The following is a 479-nucleotide window of genomic DNA, read 5'->3' on the forward strand; positions in this document are numbered from 1 at the left end:
GTGCCGTCTTCGTCTGCGACACGGAAGGAAGAGCGTGAGCAACACGAGCAACCAGCGTCGGGCGAGGGTGCGACTGGCGCGACAACGATCCGCTCCGCATGTCGTACGCCGCGGAACGCGACTTCAGGAGCCTGCGGCACGTGTCTCCCTGTGGCATCGCACGGACTGGGTTCGGCTCGGCACCGTGATGGGGGTCGTGGCCGGTATCGGCACGCTCATGTTCACCGGTGTGGCGACCTACTACGGCGCCATGGTCTCGCGTGACCAACTGGGACAGTCCCGCGAGGACGCCGAGCGGAAGCGCCTCGACCAGGCGTCGCGGGTCGGCACGTGGGTTGAGTACGCAGCGGACGGCGGTGTCCAACTGCATCTGGCGAACCCGACCCCTGATCCGGTGCTGTCCGTCGAGATGGTCATCGAGGCGACGATCGACGACAAGGACGACGACGAGTACGACGGCGATGACATCGAGGACAAGG

General features: G+C 66.2%; 1 protein-coding gene. It reads left to right on the forward strand.

What is annotated here, in order from left to right; translation table 11 throughout:
• Positions 1 to 184: 184 nt before the first annotated feature.
• Positions 185 to 479, forward strand: a 295-nt coding sequence (locus RM704_RS44630) for a hypothetical protein (RefSeq protein WP_311593595.1), incomplete at its 3' end; no start/stop codon positions are given.

Origin of the sequence: Streptomyces gottesmaniae (assembly GCF_031845845.1) — a bacterium.
Taxonomy (GTDB): domain Bacteria; phylum Actinomycetota; class Actinomycetes; order Streptomycetales; family Streptomycetaceae; genus Streptomyces; species Streptomyces akebiae.